General features: G+C 60.2%; 18 protein-coding genes and 1 pseudogene. 11 read left to right on the top strand and 8 right to left on the bottom strand.

Annotated features, from left to right (window positions below; genetic code table 11):
- Positions 1–153 precede the first annotated feature (153 nt).
- Both LPU83_RS58005 and LPU83_RS58000 read left to right on the top strand, forming a co-directional pair.
- Entirely contained in the window at positions 154–891 is a 738-nt protein-coding gene (locus LPU83_RS58005; protein ID WP_024315305.1) for a DUF1223 domain-containing protein, read from the top strand.
- A gap of 366 nt (positions 892–1,257) precedes the next feature.
- Positions 1,258–1,659, top strand: coding sequence for a DUF2794 domain-containing protein (locus LPU83_RS58000; protein ID WP_024315303.1), 402 nt, complete (start codon positions 1,258–1,260; stop codon positions 1,657–1,659).
- A gap of 6 nt (positions 1,660–1,665) precedes the next feature.
- Here LPU83_RS58000 and LPU83_RS57995 read toward each other — a convergent pair whose 3' ends face one another.
- From LPU83_RS57995 to LPU83_RS57980, 4 genes are all read right to left on the bottom strand, one after another.
- Positions 1,666–2,223, bottom strand: coding sequence for a GNAT family N-acetyltransferase (locus LPU83_RS57995; protein WP_024315302.1), 558 nt, complete (start codon positions 2,221–2,223; stop codon positions 1,666–1,668).
- A gap of 111 nt (positions 2,224–2,334) precedes the next feature.
- The gene (locus LPU83_RS57990) at positions 2,335–3,063 is read right to left on the bottom strand and encodes a Bax inhibitor-1/YccA family protein (protein WP_024315301.1); all 729 of its coding nucleotides are present in this window, start codon (positions 3,061–3,063) and stop codon (positions 2,335–2,337) included.
- 178 nt (positions 3,064–3,241) lie between these two features.
- Positions 3,242–5,785 carry an ABC transporter permease gene (locus LPU83_RS57985; protein WP_024315300.1) on the bottom strand — a complete coding sequence of 848 codons (2,544 nt, stop codon included), beginning with the start codon at positions 5,783–5,785 and terminating at the stop codon, positions 3,242–3,244.
- Complete coding sequence (locus LPU83_RS57980; RefSeq protein ID WP_024315299.1) at positions 5,782–6,489, bottom strand: ABC transporter ATP-binding protein; 708 nt, start codon at positions 6,487–6,489, stop codon at positions 5,782–5,784. The genes LPU83_RS57985 and LPU83_RS57980 overlap by 4 nt, the downstream gene beginning before the upstream one ends.
- A 53-nt stretch (positions 6,490–6,542) precedes the next feature.
- Between LPU83_RS57980 and LPU83_RS57975 the strand changes: the two genes are divergently transcribed.
- Together LPU83_RS57975 and thpR are read left to right on the top strand one after the other, a co-directional pair.
- Complete coding sequence (locus LPU83_RS57975) at positions 6,543–7,187, top strand: arylesterase (protein WP_024315298.1); 645 nt, start codon at positions 6,543–6,545, stop codon at positions 7,185–7,187.
- Between the two features lie 68 nt (positions 7,188–7,255).
- On the top strand, positions 7,256–7,849 hold the full coding sequence (gene thpR, locus LPU83_RS57970) for an RNA 2',3'-cyclic phosphodiesterase (RefSeq protein WP_024315297.1): 594 nt from the start codon (positions 7,256–7,258) through the stop codon (positions 7,847–7,849).
- Here the strand turns inward: thpR and LPU83_RS57965 are convergent.
- A pseudogene (locus LPU83_RS57965) lies at positions 7,756–8,255 on the bottom strand (low molecular weight protein-tyrosine-phosphatase). The gene thpR and the pseudogene LPU83_RS57965 overlap by 94 nt on opposite strands.
- A gap of 35 nt (positions 8,256–8,290) precedes the next feature.
- Here LPU83_RS57965 and LPU83_RS57960 point away from each other — a divergent pair.
- Complete coding sequence (locus tag LPU83_RS57960; RefSeq protein WP_024315295.1) at positions 8,291–8,596, top strand: 4a-hydroxytetrahydrobiopterin dehydratase; 306 nt, start codon at positions 8,291–8,293, stop codon at positions 8,594–8,596.
- Positions 8,597–8,647: 51 nt separating this feature from the next.
- Positions 8,648–9,037: a YkvA family protein gene (locus LPU83_RS57955; RefSeq protein WP_007794295.1), complete on the top strand. Its 390-nt coding sequence runs from the start codon at positions 8,648–8,650 to the stop codon at positions 9,035–9,037.
- Positions 9,038–9,050: 13 nt separating this feature from the next.
- Here LPU83_RS57955 and LPU83_RS57950 read toward each other — a convergent pair whose 3' ends face one another.
- The gene (locus LPU83_RS57950) at positions 9,051–9,611 is read right to left on the bottom strand and encodes a sigma-70 family RNA polymerase sigma factor (protein ID WP_024315294.1); all 561 of its coding nucleotides are present in this window, start codon (positions 9,609–9,611) and stop codon (positions 9,051–9,053) included.
- A gap of 333 nt (positions 9,612–9,944) precedes the next feature.
- On the opposite strand from LPU83_RS57950, the gene LPU83_RS57945 reads away from it, so the two are divergent.
- From LPU83_RS57945 to LPU83_RS57925, 5 genes are all read left to right on the top strand, one after another.
- Positions 9,945–10,508 carry an invasion associated locus B family protein gene (locus LPU83_RS57945; RefSeq protein WP_024315293.1) on the top strand — a complete coding sequence of 188 codons (564 nt, stop codon included), beginning with the start codon at positions 9,945–9,947 and terminating at the stop codon, positions 10,506–10,508.
- 226 nt (positions 10,509–10,734) lie between these two features.
- Positions 10,735–11,970, top strand: coding sequence for a dual-specificity RNA methyltransferase RlmN (rlmN, locus tag LPU83_RS57940; RefSeq protein ID WP_024315292.1), 1,236 nt, complete (start codon positions 10,735–10,737; stop codon positions 11,968–11,970).
- Between the two features lie 94 nt (positions 11,971–12,064).
- A complete protein-coding gene (locus tag LPU83_RS57935) occupies positions 12,065–13,018 on the top strand; it encodes an ABC transporter substrate-binding protein (RefSeq protein ID WP_024315291.1) in 954 nt (317 codons plus the stop codon).
- Between the two features lie 119 nt (positions 13,019–13,137).
- The gene (locus LPU83_RS57930) at positions 13,138–14,019 is read left to right on the top strand and encodes an ABC transporter permease (RefSeq protein ID WP_024315290.1); all 882 of its coding nucleotides are present in this window, start codon (positions 13,138–13,140) and stop codon (positions 14,017–14,019) included.
- The gene (locus LPU83_RS57925; RefSeq protein ID WP_024315289.1) at positions 14,016–14,810 is read left to right on the top strand and encodes an ABC transporter ATP-binding protein; all 795 of its coding nucleotides are present in this window, start codon (positions 14,016–14,018) and stop codon (positions 14,808–14,810) included. Before LPU83_RS57930 ends, LPU83_RS57925 begins: the two co-directional genes overlap by 4 nt.
- Before the next feature lie 12 nt (positions 14,811–14,822).
- Here LPU83_RS57925 and LPU83_RS57920 read toward each other — a convergent pair whose 3' ends face one another.
- Positions 14,823–15,464 (bottom strand): LysE family translocator, encoded by a 642-nt coding sequence (locus tag LPU83_RS57920; protein ID WP_024315288.1) that lies wholly within the window; start codon positions 15,462–15,464, stop codon positions 14,823–14,825.
- Between the two features lie 80 nt (positions 15,465–15,544).
- Positions 15,545–16,399, bottom strand: a complete 855-nt coding sequence (locus tag LPU83_RS57915; RefSeq protein WP_024315287.1) for an SDR family NAD(P)-dependent oxidoreductase — start codon at positions 16,397–16,399, stop codon at positions 15,545–15,547.
- Positions 16,400–16,549: the final 150 nt, after the last annotated feature.

The raw sequence follows: 16,549 nt of genomic DNA, 5'->3' as shown, positions 1-16,549 counted from the left end.
CGGTCACGACGATGTGTTTCAGCTTGGCTTCCACGAAGCTTGGTCTCACCCGTTCGTGACTTTCCGTTTGGAGCGAGAACCACTATCTCTACGTTCATACATCGGAACCTGCGGCGAAGGTGGCGGTAGGTACTGAATAAAAAGGTGCAGTGAATGTCCCCGCGGTTTCTGATTTCCATGGTTGCAGGTGTGGCGCTTGCCGGCCCACTTTTTGCCCAGGACGCGCCGAAAGGTGTGGTTGAACTCTTCACCTCGCAGGGATGTTCTTCTTGTCCTCCAGCCGATGCGGCTTTCCGCAAGCTCGTCGAGGCCGGCGGCGTTATCGCTCTCGCCTATCACGTCGATTACTGGAACTATATGGGATGGGCCGATACGCTGAGTTCCAAGGAGAATACGGAGCGGCAGTATGGCTACGCGCAGACGATGGGACGCGCCAACGTCTATACGCCGCAGGTCATCGTCAACGGCCGCGACCACGTAGCGGGAGCCGATCTCGGCGCGATCAATAAGAAGATCGATGGCTATGCAGCCGAAGGCATGGGGTTGTCAGTGCCGGTGACTGCGCAGATGCGCGACGACCAACTCGAGATCAAGATCGGCGCAGGACAGGGCAAGGCCAATGTCGTCATGGTCTACTTCAATCGCGAGAAGACCATCGACGTCGAGAAGGGCGAAAACAGCGGACAGAAGATTGCATACCTCAACAGCGTTGCCGATGTTGAGACCGTCGGCATGTGGGAGGGCAAGGAAACGAGCTTGACGCTGCCGGCCAGCGTGATGCAGAAGCCGGACCTTGAGGGCTGCGCGATTCTACTTCAATCCTCCACCGCCGATGGCAATCCATCTGCGATCCTCGGAGCGACGGTTGTCATGGCCGGGAAGAACATCTGACCGTTTCATCTGCTTCTGCGGATGGAAAACGGGGTGGCCCGGCTGATCGTATTCGGGGCTGGGGTTAAGGTCGATACGGTCAGCCGGGCCCTTTGGCGCGCTGGCGCCAAACTCACACACAACCGTTTCAGCAGACCAAATCTGGCAAAAGATCATGCGCAATTCGGGTGCGACGACGGGTCCGAATGGCCCCGCGGCGCAGTCGTGAGGGAATTTCCCTTGCAAATGAGGCGCTGTTTTGACTGAATTGCGGCGCTCGGGAGATTGCACAGACTATGATTAATGTGACTGATCACCTGCTTGCAATTTATAAACGCTAAGGCAAACTGTCATTCTCCTGTCACGAGCGGAGGCACAGGGAGACTGATGACAGATCAGCCGGATTTGCGGCGCGGCGAAAGCCGGTCCGCCGAGAACAGTTCCTCAGTCGTCGTAGATCTCAAGGAGTACAAGCAGAGCAAGGACCCACCGCCGGTCACCTTTCACCGTCGCGAGCTCGACGCGATCCTGTGGATTTACGGCCGCATGGTCGGCGAGGGTGAGTGGCGAGATTACGCGATCGATCATCTGAGAGACTGCGCCATCTTCTCGGTTTTCAAGCGATCGGGCGAAATGCCGCTTTTTCGCATCGAGAAGAATCCGAAGCTTGCCACCAAGCAGGGTGCCTATTCCGTTTTCAACACTCACGGCGTCATCCTGAAGCGCGGCCACGAGCTGCAGCAGGTTTTGAAGGTCTTCAATAAGGCCTTGAAGCTGGTCGAGAAGTAGCTCGGCTCAAGCTTTGAAAAGGGTACCGGGATAAGTCGAGGCATCGGGGTCCGTGGCTGCGCCTTCACCAAGGGCTCGCTGCATGATCATCGTATCGAGCCAGCGGCCATGCTTGTAACCTGTTGCTCTCAGGCGGCCGGTTTCCTCAAAGCCCAATGCGCGATGCAGGGCAATCGATGCCGGATGTGCGCCGCCGATCACGGCCACCATCTGGCGAAAGCCGAGATCCGTGCAGCGTCGGATCAGTTCGGCGAGCAGCAGCCTTCCAACGCCCCTGCCGCGTGCTTCAGGCCCCAGGTAGATCGAATCTTCGACCATCCAGCGATAGGCCGGCCGCGTCCGGAAGGCTGAGGCATAGGCGTAACCGAGCAGGCTGCCATCCTCATCGATGGCGGCGATGTAGGGATAGTCCTGGCCCGTGATTGCGGAAAATCGTGCCGCCATCTCGCTCTGCTCCGGCGGGATGATCTCGTAGCTTGCGACACCATTCAGGACGGATTCGCGATAGATGGCCGTGATGGTGGGGAGGTCGAATGAGGTAGCGTCGCGGAGGAAGATGGGCATTCGGTCGGCCGGGAGGATATGAACAATGGACCATTCCAGAAATCACTCTCCGTAGGACCAGGCAACAAAAAAGGCGGCCGAAGCCGCCTTTTTCGACAACATCCCTGTTCCTTACTTGCGGTCACCCATGAACTGCAGGAGGAACATGAAGAGGTTGATGAAGTCGAGATACAAGGTCAGTGCACCCATGATCGCCTTGCGGCCGGCAACCTCTGCGCCGTCGGCTTCGTAATACAGCTCCTTGATGCGCTGCGTATCGTAGGCGGTCAGGCCTGCGAAGATCAGCACGCCGATCACAGAGACCGCGAACTGCAGGGCAGACGACGCCAGGAAGATGTTCACGACCGACGCGATGATCAGACCGAAGAGGCCCATGATCAGGAACGAGCCCATCGCGGAGAGATCACGCTTGGTCGTGTAGCCATACAGCGAGAGCGCGCCAAAGGAGGCCGCCGTCACGAAGAACGTCTGCGTGATGCTCGATTGCGTGTAGACCAGGAAGATCGACGAAAGCGACAGACCCACCAGCGCGGCATAGACCCAGAAGGTCGTCTGCGCGGCGGCAACGCTCATGCGGTTAATCCTGAAGCTCAGGAAGAACACGGCGGCCAGCGGGGCAAGGATGACCACCCAACGGAGCGGCGACTGGAAGAGCACCACGCCAAACTGCGTCAGTTGATTGTCCTGGACGGCGAAATTGAAGCCGAGATAGGCGGCCACACCGGTGATCGCCAGGCCCAGCGCCATCAGGTTGTAGACCCTGAGCATATAGCTGCGTAGGCCCTGGTCGATCATCTCGCCAGTTTGTACGCGGCCTTGGTAATTACGAAGGTCAGCCATAGTTTCCTCTTATAAGCTCCGGTGTGGACACGGTGGCGGGTGCGCAACCCGGGCGCCGCTGCGGAGCCCAGCATGCCTGCACACAATATGAGCCTTTCGCCTTTCGCAAACAAGGCCCTTGCAACCCGCGATCGGGTTAAATCGCCGTAAGGTGAAGGGAATTTCTCCGTTTGGTCAATCAAAGCTCGCGCAAAACGGGTGCCGCTTTCTGGCCGAGGATGCGCCAGGTACCGATGAGCCCAATGCCGACGGTGAGCACCAGCGCCGTTATGAGTGTCAGGCCGGCGACGTCGGGCAGGAAGTGGGAGGGGATGCGCATGATCCGGGCGGTGATGAACCAGGCCGCGACGCCGCCGGCAAAGAGGGCGAAGACTGCGGTTGCTGCCCCGAGAATGAGGTATTCGTAGCAGAAGGCGCGGATCAGCATTCGTCGCGTCGCGCCCAGTGTCTTGAGGACGACCGCATCATGGGTACGGGCGCGGTTGCCGGCAGCCAGAGCGCCCGCAAGAACGAGCACCGAGGCGATAAGTGCAACGGAGGCGGCGGCGCGGATCGCCGTCGCAAGCTGCGCCACCAGTGTGTTGACGATATCGATCGCATCCTTGACCCGCACGCTGGTGATCGTCGGATAGGTATTTGTCACGGATTTGAGAATCGCGGCCTCCTGGGTAGTGGTCGCGGCCGGGTCGGTGAGCGTCGCCAGCCAGGCGTGCGGGGCGCCGCGGAACGTATTCGGCGAGAACACCATCACGAAGTTGATGGAAAGCGTTTCCCACTCGACCTTGCGCAGATTGGCAATCTTGGCTGTGATGTTACGCCCAAGCACGTTAACGGTGACGGTGTCGCCGATCTTCAGACCGAGTTCCTTCGCTTCCTCGGCAGAAAAGGAGACAAGCGGCTCACCTCTATAATCCTTCGGCCACCATGAACCCTCGGTCAACGATGCATTTTCCGGCAGTGTTTGCGCATACGTGATGCCGCGGTCGCCGCGCAGTACCCACTGGCCGCCCGGCGGGACTTTCCGCTTCGTCACATCCTCGCCGTTGAAGGCGAGGATGCGGCCGCGCAGCATCGGCACCTCGACCAAGTGGCCATCCGGGGAACTGGCTTTGATGACGCTACGGAATTTCTCGAGTTCCGAACCCTGAATGTTGACGAAGAAGAAGTTCGGCGCGCCGGCGGCCATGCGCCCGGTCAATTGCTGCCGCATGTTGCCGTCGATCAGGGTGAGGGTGACGAGCAGTGCAAGGCCAAGACCGAGAGACAGGACGACGGAGGGCGTCAGCGCGCCGGGCCTATGGATGTTGCCGATTGCGAGCCGCAGGGCGGGTGAATTCACCCGTGGGCTGCGACGCGCGAGCCAAGCGATACCGGCAGCGACAAGCCGCAAGATCACGAAGGAGAAGGCGATCGCCCCGACAAAGACGATCGCGATGAAGCGATCGTGAGCGGTTGCGATGGCGAGACCGGCAAGGGCAAGGAGAAATACCGCGGCAAGAAGGATGTAGGGCCACGACGGCAGACCCCGCGCCTCGAAACCTTGTTCACGGAAGAGAGCTGTCGCCGGAACCTCGCGGGAATGTCCGAGCGGCATGATGGCAAAGGCCAGCGTTGTCATAATGCCGAAAAGGACGGCGAGGGACAGGGCCCCGGGGTAGAACGTCAGATCGGTCGAAACAGGCAGGAATTGCGCCAGAAATTGCGACGCCACGATTGGCGCCAGCGCTCCGATGACGAGGCCGATGACCATGCCGCCCAAGGCAATGATCGCGATCTGGAACAGGTAGATCAGGACCACAGTCGCTGCCGGCGCGCCAAGGCACTTGAACGTTGCAATCGTGGTGCGCTTGGAATCCAGGAAAGCACGCACAGCGTTTGCGACGCCGACACCACCGACGATCAGGGCCGTCAGTCCGACCAGCGTTAGAAATTGCGAGAAGCGCTCAATGTTTTCGGTTAGCGAAGGCGCTGCCCGATCGCTCGTGCGGATTGACCAGCCGGCGGACGGAAAGTCCTTCGTAGCCCGATCGCGGATCGTGGATCTCTCGGCTGGGTCGTCCATGCGGATCTTGTAAACGTGTTCGACCAAGCTGCCGGTCTGGATGAGGCCGGATGCCTTGAGCCCGTCCCTGCTCACGAGGAGGCGGGGTGCGAAGCCGAAACCTTCCGAGACCGCGTCGGGTTCAGTCTTGATCGTGCCGGTGATGTTCAAGATGACATTGCCGAGCAGGATCTCGTCGCCAATGGAGAGGCCGAGCCGCTCGAGCAGAAGCGGCGCGGCCACTGCGCCATAGGTGCCGCTCTGCCCGGATAGAAGCGCGTGCAACGGATAGTTCGGTTCGGCTTCGAAGGTACCGAAGAGTGGGTAAGCGCCGTCGACCGCCTTGACTTCGACCAGGGCCTGATCCGAGCCGTCGGGCTTGCGCGCCATCGAGCGCAGGCCGGTCGACGCCGACACCTTTCCGAAGCCGCGCAGGAAGCCCATTTCGGCTTCCGTCGCCTCGCGGTTGTTGAGCTCGAAGCGCACGTCGCCGGCAAGGATCTCCTGACCCTGCGTGGCGATCGTGTCGGTGATCGACTGCGAAACCGAATTGACCGCCGCAATGGCACCGGTGCCGAGGGCGATGCAGGCCAGAAAGATGTAGAAGCCGCCGAGCCCGCCGCGAAGCTCGCGGAGCGCGAGACGAAAGGCAAGGGAGGCGCGCGGGGTCAGCAATGTCATGCAATCGCCGCCTCGGGCTGCGCTGGCGCACTATCGCCCTCAATTTGGCCGGAACGAACCCGAATCTGCCGGGAGCAGCGTTTGGCAAGGGCGGTGTCATGGGTGACAAGCAGCAGCGTCATGCCGCGCTCAGCCTGCTTCGAAAACAGGAGATCTGCAATCTGGCGGCCGGTGTCGGTGTCGAGGTTGCCGGTCGGTTCGTCGGCAATCAGCAATGCCGGCGAGGGTGCGAGGGCGCGGGCAATTGCCACGCGTTGCTGTTCGCCGCCGGAAAGCTGGCCGGGATAGTGGTTCAATCGATCGCCAAGACCGACGGATTTCAATTCGCGGCGTGCGATTTCGAAGGGGTTGGGAAGGTTGGCAAGCTCCAGCGGCACAGCAACGTTTTCCAGCGCCGTCATGTTGGCAATCAGGTGGAAAGATTGGAAGACGATGCCGATGTTGCGGCCACGGAAGTCGGCCACATGGTCTTCACTCAGGGCATGCAATGGTGTGCCGCTGACATTGATCTCGCCACTATCGAGTTTCTCAAGCCCTGCAAGCACCATCAGCAATGTCGATTTGCCAGAGCCCGACGGCCCTACGATGCCGACCGACTCGCCGGCGGCAATCGTCAGGTCGATGCCCTTCAGCACATGGACAGAGGCGGCGGCGCTGCCAAGCGTCAAATCGGCGCGCTTCAACTCGATGATGGTTTTTGCCAACAGTATTCGCCCTATATAGATGCCGATCGTCTTGCCAATCTAGGGAAAGCGGAATGAGATTTAAAGTTGCCGGCCTTCACATCGCCGTCATTGTTGCTTCGCTGCTCTTTGCGGTCGCGGCTAGCGCAAGGACAATCAGCCTGGTCGGCTTTGGAGACAGCCTGATGGCGGGCTACCAACTCCCTCCCGGAGATGGCTTTCCAGAAAAACTGCAAGCAGCACTGAAAGCCAAAGGGGTCGACATATCAATCGCCAATGCGGGAGTGTCCGGCGACACGACGACCGGCGGTCTTGCGCGGATCGACTGGTCGATTCCTGACGGCACTAATGGCGTGATTCTCGAACTAGGTGCTAATGATGCGCTGCGCGGCATCCCTCCCGAAGAAAGTGAAAAAAACCTCGATCAGATGATTGTCCGGCTAAAGGAACGTGGGATTGCCGTCCTTCTCGTGGGTATGCTGGCGCCGCCGAACATGGGCGGGGACTATGCGGCGCGCTTCAACCCGATCTACCAGAAACTCGCGCAAAAACATGGCGTTGCGCTCTATCCCTTCTTTCTCGAAGGCGTAGTCCTTCATGCCGGTCTGCAGCTTGAGGATGGGATGCACCCCAACAGCAAGGGGGTTGATGTGATGGTCGAAAAGATGGAGCCGGCTATCACGCAATTCTTGGCAACGATTTCTACTGTGAAGAATTAAGGGCTTGCACAGGTGCCCAATGCGTGATTCCGTGTGAGCACCTGCAAAAGATTCGGGGAGTGCTCGTTATGCCGAGACTGTTTACCGCCCTCGAAATTCCGCGCAATGCCGCGATGAGCCTCTCATTGCTGCGCGGTGGTCTCCCTCGTGCAAGATGGATCGATGTGGAAAATTACCACATCACTTTGCGGTTTATCGGCGATGTCGATGGACGAACGGCAGACGAAATTGTCGATCGGCTCGACCGCATCGACCGGCCCGAATTCCAGATCCGTCTCGATGGTATCGGCGCATTCGGGTCCAAGAAGCCGCATTCGGTCTGGGCCGGCGTCTCGCCTTCGCCCGAGATGTATGCGCTACAGGCAGAAATCGAGCGGATCTGCCAGCGTATCGGATTGCCGCCGGATCCCCGTAAGTTCACGCCGCATGTCACGCTCGCGCGGCTGAAATCGTCGCGGGTCGACGATGTGGTGCGTTATCTGGCCGGTCGCGGAAACTTCCAGACCTCGGCCTTCACTGTTCCCCGCTTCGTCCTGCTGTCGTCAAGGGAATCGGTCGGCGGCGGTCCCTATTTGACGGAAGAGATCTTCCCGCTCCACGAGGCATTATCCGTTCCCAGCGTCTCGAGCAGCTTCCTGCAGCCGGTGAAGAGCCTGGCGTAGACATGTTCGAACTCGTCCCTGCCGCCGTAATAGGGGCGGGTATATCCTCGCCGCTCGCCAATGCGAAATCGCCGAATAGGTGGATGTTTGTGGCTTCCGGGCGGATCCGATGCAGTTCGGCGATATTTGTGCGATCCATCGCGAGTATCAGACCGAAGTCGCTGAAATCCTCCGTCGTTATCCGACGGGCGCTTTGCCGGGAGATGTCTATCCCGTGACCTCTGGCCGTCGCGATCGAACGCTGATCCGGATGCTCGCCTTGGTGCCAGCCACCGGTGCCGGCAGAATCGATCTCGAAACGATCAGCAAAGCCGGCCGCGTCGACAAGATGCGAGAAGATGCCCTCGGCAAGGGGAGAACGGCAGATGTTGCCCATGCAAACAAACAGGATGCTTATGCGTTTCATCTGTGGTCCATGATGGAAAGAGGAGGGACAATCGCATGAAACGGGAAAAACTGGAACGGCAAGCTATCACTGCCGAGCTCGCCAAGCTGGATGGCTGGTCGCTCGATGACACCGGCACGTCGATATCGCGAAGCTTCAAGTTTCGCAATTTCGTCGAGGCTTTCGGCTTCATGACCGAAGCGGCGCTCGCGGCCGAAAGGCTCAATCATCATCCCGAGTGGCTCAATGTCTATTCGCGCGTCGAGGTGAAGCTCAACACCCACGATGCTGGCGGCCTGACCGAGCTTGACTTCCGGCTAGCGACGGCGATGGAGAAGGCGGCAGCATGCCGGCTTGATTGAATCCGGTGCAGCCATCACCATATGTGCGCGTGTACGAAAGGACCAATCGGGATGGACGACGTCAAATTCGGTGAGATCCTTCTGCCGGGTGACGATGATACGCAGAGCCGGCGCGAGCAGACTGTACGCAAGAAATTCTGGCCGACCTTCAAGAAGGCCGTGCGGCAGATTCCATTCGCGCGCGATGTCGTTGCCGCATTCTACTGCGCGATGGATCCGCAGACGCCGACGAGGGTGCGCGGCGTGCTTCTGGCGGCGCTTGCCTATTTCGTCATGCCGATCGACATGATCCCTGATGTTTTTGCCGTGATCGGTTTTTCGGACGACGTAGCAGTCCTCTCCGCCGCCTTCGCGATGGTCAGCAGGCACCTGCAGCCGAGGCATTATGAAGCAGCAGACCGGGCGCTCGCCGACAAGCCTGAAGGCATGAAGACGATCTAGCCGCGTCGGTACGTCAGGCGCTCTCGGCCTCAAGAACCTTCCTGAGTTTTCCGAAGGCAAGCCGGATGCGGGACTTTACGGTCCCAAGCGGCAAGCCCGTCGCCTCCGCGATCTGCGAATGGGATTGGCCGAGAAAGAAGGCGGCGCGGAGCATTTCCCGTTGTTCTTGCGGGAGTTGGCTGACAGCGGCGCGCACGTGGGCGTCGCGATCGTCGTTTGCGAGGATCTCGTCGGCGCCGCTTTCAGCGACCGGCTGCAATGCCGGGTCTGCCCGATCCAAGACACGCGCTCTGGCCCGACGCTGAAGATCGATCCGCCGGTTGCGGGCAATGCGAAAAAGCCAGGTCGACAGAGACGATCGGGTTGCATCGTAGAGTCCGGCCTTGTGCCAAAGCACGATCATCACGTCCTGAACCAGTTCTTCTGCCTCGCTGCTTGCCATCCTTTGCCGTAGTAACCAAGATTTGAGGCGCGGTGCGAAGTAGTCGAATAACACGGCGAATGCCTCCTGGTCGCGGCGTTCCGCAACGGCCCTGGCGAGGGCGGCGAAGCGCTGTTTCTCCTCGGCATTCATGTTCCGTGCAAAGTCCCCTGGCTCAGCGAATTCTCCAACGGATTTCCAACGCTTACTGACGTACAACGGTTTCTGAAAAGGTCAAACTCTTGCCTGAATCTTTATGTCTTAAATCATTCATGACGATGGTCTGCGTGCGCACGCGGCATCACGCCATCACCGGCGAGGCGCCAGCGCCCGACGTTGACACTTGGGCGAAAATGACACAGGCAGGGACTTCTCGCAGTCCCTGTTGACGCTTTGGTAACCTGAATTAAGTCAAAATAAAGCAGATCGTGATTATGCGCCGCCCGTTCGCTTCGGGCTCGAATCGCAAGAACCGGCAGGATATCCATGTTTGTAAGAAGTACCGCAATCGCCCTTTCCCTTGTTCTCACCGGCGCCGGCATTGCATCCGCTCAGTCCAAGAAGTCGCAGCCTGCAGCGCCGGCAGCGCAGCAGCAGGCAACGCCGGCTTCGACGGCGCCGACACGTATCCAGCAGTTCCAGGCCTGGGGCGCCTATTCGTACAAGTCCGGCGCGAGCACCGTCTGCTACGTGCTGTCTGTGCCGACGGAAAAGAAGCCGGCGGGCATCGATCACGGTGACAATTTCTTCATCGTGTCGCAGCGTCCCGGCCAGAACATTTCCTACGAGCCGCAGGCAATGATGGGCTACACGGTCAAGGAGAACTCGAAGATCGATGTCGTTATCGACAACAAGACCTTTGTGATGTTCACCAAGGACAAGGCCGGTTGGGTTGAGAACGCAGCTCAGGAGCCGGCACTCGTCGCGGCCATGAAGAACGGTCACGCGATGACCGTCAACGCTACGTCTCGCAAAGGCACGTCGACCTCCTACAGCTATTCGCTCTCCGGCATTTCGGCCGCGCTGAAACAGGTTGAAGGCTGCAAATAAGCGCTTCGTGACTGTTCATTGAATTCGAAGGCCGGCCTTGCGCCGGCCTTCGTCGTTTTCCATCTCTAGTGACGCGCGGCAAAAATGATGCTAAAGGCCCGCACAACAGCGGATAGATCGCGGCTTTGCCGCCGTACTCCGCATTCAACTCTGCCATCATGCCCTCCGTGCCCCAAGTCATCCGGCTTACTGGGAGGATCGCATGTTGAATTCGGGATTAGAGATTATGTCCGTCATGGATGCGATGACCGTTACCAAGCCTGCCGGCGCCCCGATGCGCAGTGCCGATGCCGCGCTGAAGCCTTCGCTGATCGGCCTGAGCCGAGAAGAAATGGGCGCTGCGCTGCGCGAAAGGGGCGTGGCCGAAAAACAGATCAAGATGCGCGTGGCCCAGCTCTGGAACTGGATCTACGTGCGCGGCGTCTCCGATTTCGATCACATGACGAATGTCGCCAAGGACATGCGCGAGATGCTGAAGCAGCATTTCACCATCGCGCGCCCCGAGATCGTCGAGGAGCAGGTGTCAAACGACGGCACCCGCAAGTGGCTGCTGCGCTTCCCGCCGCGCGGTGCCGGACGTCCGGTCGAGATCGAGGCTGTCTATATCCCGGAAGAGGGCCGTGGAACGCTTTGCATCTCAAGCCAGGTGGGCTGCACGCTGACCTGTTCCTTCTGTCATACCGGAACGCAACGTCTGGTGCGCAACCTGACGGCGGAAGAAATTCTCTCGCAGCTTCTACTGGCCCGCGATCGCCTGGGCGATTTCCCGGACCGTGAAGCGCCGCAGGGCACCATCATGCCAGCCGAAGGCCGCAAGGTCAGCAACATCGTGATGATGGGCATGGGCGAGCCGCTCTACAATTTCGATGCCGTGAAGCAGGCGTTGCTGATCGCCACCGATGGCGACGGCCTGTCGCTGTCGAAGCGTCGCGTGACGCTGTCGACGTCGGGCGTCGTGCCTGAAATCTTCCGCACCGGCGATGAAATCGGCGTGATGCTGGCAATCTCGCTGCATGCCGTGCGCGACGACCTGCGCGACATCCTCGTACCGATCAACAAGAAGTACCCGCTGAAGGAACTGATCGACGCCTGTCGGAAGTACCCGGGCTTGTCGAACGCCCGCCGCATCACCTTCGAATATGTGATGCTGAAGGACGTCAACGACAGCCTCGAGGATGCCAAGGGTCTCGTCCAGCTGCTGAAGGGCGTGCCGGCCAAGATCAACCTCATTCCGTTCAACCCATGGCCGGGCACCAACTATCAGTGTTCCGATTGGGCGCAGATCGAGAAGTTTGCCGATTTCATCAACTCGGCCGGCTATGCCTCGCCGATCCGCACGCCGCGCGGCCGCGACATTCTCGCAGCCTGCGGCCAGCTGAAGTCGGAATCGGAGCGCATGCGCAAGACCGAACGGCTGGCTTTCGAGGCTATGATGATCGCCAACCACGGCGCGGATGATTGATCAGCAAGTTTGATCCTTCAAACACCTCCGGATGATTGATTTCATGGCCTGCTTTTCCTAGAAGCAGGCCAAAATCATGTCTGGAGGATACCCGATGCGTTCAATTCTGCTTGCTGTCGCGGCCACGCTGGCTCTCACCCTGCCTGCCAAGGCGGAAGATGTGACCGTCGCGGTCACGGCTATCGTCGAGCATCCGGCTCTCGACGCCGCACGCAAGGGTGTCCTCGATGTGCTGACGGCCGCAGGCTACAAGGACGGCGAGAACCTGAAGTTCATGTTCGAGTCCGCCCAAGGTAATCCGGCAACGGCAGCGCAGATCGCCCGCCAGTTCGCCGGCGAAGGCCCCAATGTCATCGTGCCGATTTCCACCCCTTCCGCGCAGGCCGTCGTTTCCGCAACGCGCGACATTCCGGTTGTCTTCACCGCCGTTTCCGATCCGCTCGGCGCGCAGCTCGTGAAGAACATGGACCAGCCCGGCGGTAACGTCACCGGTCTGTCCGACATGTCGCCGGTTGCGGAGCATGTTGCACTCATCAAGGAAATCCTGCCGAACGCCAAGACGATCGGCTACCTCTACAACTCCGGCGAAGCCAATTCCGTATCGTTGCTTGCCGTCCTGAAGATTGAGGCCGAGAAGGCCGGCCTGACGGTCGTTGAGTCGGCCGCCACCAAGTCCGCCGAAGTGCAGGGCGCTGCGCGCGCGCTCGTCGGCCGTGCCGATGCCATCTATATCCCAACTGACAACACCATCATCTCTGCGCTCGAAGGTGCCGTTGCCGTTGCCGAAGAAAGCAAGCTGCCGCTCTTCACGGCAGACACGGACTCCGTCTCGCGCGGTGCGATTGCTGCGCTCGGCTTCAATTACTACGACGTCGGCAAGCAGACCGGAGAGATCGTCGTTCGCATCCTCAAGGGCGAAAACCCAGGGGACATTCCGGTGAAGGTTGCTGCCGGCAGCGATCTCGTCATCAACAAGGGTGCGGCAGCAAAGATGGGCGTCACACTGCCGGAAAGCGTTTTGAAGCGCGCGACGAAGACCATCGACTGATCGAAGTAGATTTCATAACCAACCATCCAGCCGCTCCCGTTTTATGCGGGGGCGGCTGATGGCATTAGAAGCTCGGGTCCGCTAAGAGGCGGGACAGGTCAGAAGAAAGGGCAGGAGCCGTGAGTCAGATCGCATTCTGGGGAGCCGTGGAGCTGGGGTTGGTCTATGCCTTCGTAGCGCTCGGCGTATACCTCGCATTTCGGGTGCTGGATTTTCCGGATCTGACCGTCGACGGCTCCTTCCCGTTGGGTGCTGCCGTGACAGCGGTGCTGATTGTCGCCGGCGTCAACGCCTGGCTTGCTGCTCTCGTTGCCATGGTCGCTGGTGCTGCGGCTGGTCTCGTCACGGCGATGCTCAATGTACGATTCAAGATCCTCAATCTGCTGGCCTCGATCCTGACGATGATCGCGCTCTTCTCGGTCAATCTGCGCGTCATGGGCAAGCCGAACGTCGCGCTGATCAATGCGGATACGATGATCAGCCCGTTCTTCGGTCATGGGCTGCGTGATTTCTACGTTCGTCCGCTGTTCGTCGGCGTCCTCGTCGTTGTCGCCGTCGTCCTCGTCTGGCGCTTCCTCGAGAGCGACTCGGGTCTGGCGATGCGCGCGACTGGTGCGAATGCCCGCATGGCCCGCGCGCGGGGCGTCGATACCAGCCGCCAGATCTATCTCGGCATGGCGATCTCGAATGCGCTGGTCGCCCTCGGGGGTGCGCTGTTTGCGCAGACGAACGGCTTTGCCGACGTCACCTCGGGTGTCGGAACGATCGTCGTCGGTCTTGCGGCGGTCATCATCGGCGAAACGCTGCTCGGCCGGCGGGGTCTGCTGATCGCGCTGATCGGCTGCGTCCTCGGCTCCATCCTCTACCGTATCGCTATCCAGCTGGCGCTCTCGACCGATGTCATCGGGCTGCAGGCATCCGACCTCAATTTCGTGACGGCCGTCCTGGTTACCGTTGCGCTCATTCTTCCCCGCCTTCGCCGCGGAGGTGCCGCATCGTGATAACCCTCAAGGATATCAAGGTCATCTTCGGCAAGGGGACGCCGCTGCAGAAGCAGGCACTGAACGGCGTTAGCCTTACTATCGAAGAAGGTTCGTTCGTCACTGTCATCGGTTCGAACGGAGCCGGCAAGTCGACGCTGCTTGGCGTTCTGGCCGGCGATGTGCTTGCCAGCGAAGGCCAGGTTCTGATTGGCCACGCCGATGTCACGCGCAAGTCCACGGCGGCCCGCGCCGGCCTCGTCGCCCGTGTCTTCCAGGATCCGCTAACGGGGAGCTGCGGCTCGCTTTCGATTGAGGAGAACCTTGCGCTGGCAGCCCGTCGCGGTGAGCGGCGCGGCCTTGTCTCGGCGCTCGGACCGCAGCGCCGCGAGCATTTCCGTGATCGCATTGCCGAGCTCAACCTCGGCCTCGAAAACCGGATGAAGGACCGCATGGACCTGCTTTCCGGCGGTCAGCGGCAGGCGGTGTCGCTAGTCATGGCGACGCTTGCCGGCTCCGAAGTGCTGCTGCTCGACGAGCATACGGCGGCGCTTGATCCTGGCATGGCCGAATTCGTCATGGGCCTCACGCAGAAGATCGTCTCGGAACGCAAGCTAACGACGTTGATGGTCACACACTCCATGCGCCAGGCGCTCGATTATGGGCACCGCACGATCATGCTGCATGGTGGGGAGATCGTTCTCGACGTCAGCGGTGACAGCCGCAAGACGCTGCAGGTCGAAGACCTGATCGCCATGTTCCGCAAAATGCGCGGCCAGACCTTGGATGACGACGCGCTGCTGATCGGTTGAGCCGCGGGGCGCTTAGCGCGCCTGCGTCAGCAGGATCTTTGCCGCGAAAACCGAGAACACGCCGGCGAAGGTAAAATCCATGCCGCGCAGAACCTTCTTGTTGTTCTGCAGCCAGCCGGCAAGCCAGTCGGCCGCGAAGACGACGGCAGCATTGACCGGCATGCCGATGACGATGAAGCAGAACCCGAGAAACAGCAGCTTCTGCGTCACTGTCGGGTCGCCGGCGCTGACGAACTGCGGCAAGAACGTCATGAAGAAGATGATAACCTTCGGGTTCAACAGGTTGACCCAGAAGCCCGAGGAGATGTTGGCAAGCGGCGTGCCCTTTGACGCTTCAACCTTGTTGACCGAGAACTTCGAGCCGTACCGGATTGCCTGGACGGCAAGCCAGAGCAGATAGGCTGCACCGCCTGTCTTCAGGATCAGGAAGGCCGTGGGCGATGCGGTGATCAAGGCCGAAACGCCGAAGGCGACCAGCATGGTGTGAACGACGATGCCAAGGCTCGTGCCGAGAACGACGAACAACGCCGCCTTCTTGCCCTGCGCCAGCGCCCGGCTGATGGACAGGGTCATATCGGGGCCGGGTGTCGCCGCAAGCAGAAGGGTCGCAGCGGCAAAGGCGAGAAGCGTCGGAAAGCTGGGCAGGAAGTCCATGGTACACTCCGAAAGCCGGATGAAAGCTTAGCGTCATATCCGGCTTTCAGAAAATGTCTAATCAAACGTTCTAATGCGACCTATTCCTTGCGTTCGAGGTAGGCCTTGAACTTGTCGGCATAGTCCTTGTGCCAGCGCGAGAGCGGCGGACGGTTCTCGATGATGTCGCCAATCGCCCAGGCCATGCGGCGTTCGTCCACCGAGCGGGCCACGTCGTTGTCGGGGCAGAGGATGTAGAACTCGCCGCGTTCCAGGCTTTCGATCATGAAGTCGACGGTCTGTTCCGGCGTCCAGGCAGCGGCCGGCTTTTCGGCACGATCGCCCTTTGTCAGGCCGGTGAAGACGAAGCCGGGGATTAACAGGTGGGCAGAGATCGTCGAGCCCTCTGTGTTTCGCAATTCGTGCTCCAGCGCTTCGGTGAACACCTTCACGCCGGCCTTCGAAACATTGTAGGCCGGATTGCCGGGCGGGGTGGTGATGCCCTGCTTCGAACCGGTGTTGATGATAAGGCCCGGTTCGCCGTGCGAGAGCATGTGCTGGCCGAAGGTGCGCGTTCCGTTGACGACGCCAAGCAGGTTGACGCCGAGGATGCTGTCCCAATCGGCCTGGGCGCTGAACATCGACGTCTCGGGGCCGATGCCAGCATTGTTCATAAGAATATGCACGCGGCCGAAGCGCTGGATCACGGTCCGTTCCAGAGCGTCCAGGGAGTCCTTCTGCGCAACGTCGGTTTCAACGGCCAGCACGTGCTCCTCTCCAGAGATCGATTTCAGCTGCTTGGCGGCCTCTGCCAGCCGTTCGCCGCCGAGATCGGCAATGGCGACGCTCATGCCGGCTCGGGCAAAGTGCTTTGCCGCGGCAAGCCCGATTCCGGAGGCTCCGCCGGTGATGACGGCAACATTGGATTTCTTGATGATGTCTTGGATTCTTGTCACGGCCAGCCTCTCCTCAGCATTGTCAGGACGCTGGCAGATATGGGTTGCGCTTTCGGCCTGTCAAACATTATCCGCGCCGTCTATGGTCGCCGTTGCCCTTGCGTCGTGCGTCAATCTCGCTAAAAGTGCCCAGCCATACGGGCTTGGCGG

The organism is Rhizobium favelukesii, assembly GCF_000577275.2.
GTDB lineage: Bacteria > Pseudomonadota > Alphaproteobacteria > Rhizobiales > Rhizobiaceae > Rhizobium > Rhizobium favelukesii.
Note: the sequence above shows the minus strand (reverse complement) of the source record. Positions and strands in the feature narration are given on the sequence as shown.

Coding starts and splice junctions, on each gene's coding strand:
- LPU83_RS58005 (WP_024315305.1), top strand. CDS start 154: ATGTCCCCGCGGTTTCTGATTTCCATGGTTGCAGGTGTGGCGCTTGCC.
- LPU83_RS58000 (WP_024315303.1), top strand. CDS start 1,258: ATGACAGATCAGCCGGATTTGCGGCGCGGCGAAAGCCGGTCCGCCGAG.
- LPU83_RS57995 (WP_024315302.1), bottom strand. CDS start 2,223: ATGCCCATCTTCCTCCGCGACGCTACCTCATTCGACCTCCCCACCATC.
- LPU83_RS57990 (WP_024315301.1), bottom strand. CDS start 3,063: ATGGCTGACCTTCGTAATTACCAAGGCCGCGTACAAACTGGCGAGATG.
- LPU83_RS57985 (WP_024315300.1), bottom strand. CDS start 5,785: ATGACATTGCTGACCCCGCGCGCCTCCCTTGCCTTTCGTCTCGCGCTC.
- LPU83_RS57975 (WP_024315298.1), top strand. CDS start 6,543: ATGAGATTTAAAGTTGCCGGCCTTCACATCGCCGTCATTGTTGCTTCG.
- thpR (WP_024315297.1), top strand. CDS start 7,256: ATGCCGAGACTGTTTACCGCCCTCGAAATTCCGCGCAATGCCGCGATG.
- LPU83_RS57960 (WP_024315295.1), top strand. CDS start 8,291: ATGAAACGGGAAAAACTGGAACGGCAAGCTATCACTGCCGAGCTCGCC.
- LPU83_RS57955 (WP_007794295.1), top strand. CDS start 8,648: ATGGACGACGTCAAATTCGGTGAGATCCTTCTGCCGGGTGACGATGAT.
- LPU83_RS57950 (WP_024315294.1), bottom strand. CDS start 9,611: ATGAATGCCGAGGAGAAACAGCGCTTCGCCGCCCTCGCCAGGGCCGTT.
- LPU83_RS57945 (WP_024315293.1), top strand. CDS start 9,945: ATGTTTGTAAGAAGTACCGCAATCGCCCTTTCCCTTGTTCTCACCGGC.
- rlmN (WP_024315292.1), top strand. CDS start 10,735: ATGTCCGTCATGGATGCGATGACCGTTACCAAGCCTGCCGGCGCCCCG.
- LPU83_RS57935 (WP_024315291.1), top strand. CDS start 12,065: ATGCGTTCAATTCTGCTTGCTGTCGCGGCCACGCTGGCTCTCACCCTG.
- LPU83_RS57920 (WP_024315288.1), bottom strand. CDS start 15,464: ATGGACTTCCTGCCCAGCTTTCCGACGCTTCTCGCCTTTGCCGCTGCG.